Source organism: Ruegeria sp. BHSA123, from assembly GCF_059613425.1.
Genome location: NZ_JBXWSL010000162.1, coordinates 1 through 1,362, shown reverse-complemented (window position 1 = coordinate 1,362; position 1,362 = coordinate 1). Strand labels below are relative to the sequence as shown.

Here is a 1,362-nt window from a genome sequence, read left to right as displayed (position 1 = left end):
TATTCTGATCGGGCGGTCTCTGGTGCGTCCATGTTGCGTCCCGGGCTGCAAGCACTCTTCAATGCAACTCAGGAAGGACGGGTTGATCTGATCTTGGCAGAGGCGCTGGATCGGTTGAGCCGGGACCAGGCAGACATCGCTGCGATTTTCAAACGCCTGAGCTTTGCAGGGGTCGGCATCATGACTCTGACCGAAGGCGAGATCAGTGAGTTGCATGTGGGTCTCAAGGGGACCATGAACCAACTGTTCCTCAAAGATCTGGCCGACAAAACTCGACGTGGTCTGCGCGGACGGGTCGAGCTTGGCCGTTCCGGCGGCGGCAACAGCTACGGTTACGACGTCGTCCGGCGTCTTGGGGCCGACGGCCAACCCGTCACGGGAGAACGAATGATCAATGCAGCAGAAGCTGAGATTGTCCGGCGGGTGTTTCAAGAGTTCTCCGAGGGGCATTCTCCCAAAGCCATCGCGCGCCGCCTGAACGCCGAAGGTATTCCCGGTCCCCGTGGCAAGTTATGGCGTGACACGGCCATTCGAGGGCACCGAGTGCGTGGGACGGGCCTTCTCAACAATGAGCTCTACATCGGCCGCCTTGTTTGGAACCGGCTGCGCTACATCAAGGATCCGGAGACCGGCAGACGTGTTTCCCGTCTCAACGATCCGTCCAAATGGATCATCGCGGAGGTCCCTGAGCTGCGGATCGTTGGGGTTGAACTTTGGGAGGCGGTCAAGCAGCGGCAAGGCGAGATCGAGGCTGATCCCCGCGTCAAAGCCATCAAGGAAACCAAGTTTTGGGAGAAGCGTCGCAAAAAGCACCTTCTGACAGGTCTTGTATTCTGCAGCAACTGCAGTGGGCCACTCGCCACTGTCGGGCGCGATTACCTCGCCTGTTCTGCCGCCCGCAAACTCGGCACCTGCACGCACAGGCAATCCATTCGCCGCAATGTCCTGGAAGACGCCGTTCTGGATTTGCTTCGTCAGCGTCTGATGCAGCCCGACGCAGTGGCCGCTTTTATCAAATCCTTCAGCGAAGCCGCCAACGCAGAAGCAGGTACAGCGGAGGCAGCCCGGACCCGTCTACAATCCGAGCGGGACAAAGCTGCACGCAAACTGAATGGGTTCTATGATGCAATCGCGGAGGGCATTCGTACCCCCGGCCTTCAAACGCGGCTCGAAGAACTCGAAGCGCAGATCGCCGATCTGGATGCCAAGCTCTCCGGACCTAAGCCTTCACCGGTGCGACTGCACCCAAATCTGTCGGAACTTTATCGCTCCAAGGTCGCAGATCTGGCACAGGCGCTATCGGATCCGTCGATCCGCACCGGGGCCTTGGAGATTATCCGGGGCCTGATTGAACGTGTTACG

At 59.3% G+C, this 1,362-nt stretch carries 1 protein-coding gene; it reads left to right on the top strand.

The window, feature by feature from the left end; translation table 11 throughout:
• Window positions 1-1,362 (top strand): recombinase family protein (locus tag AC2FNC_RS20770; RefSeq protein WP_496716577.1); only part of this gene is annotated, 1,362 nt, incomplete at both ends.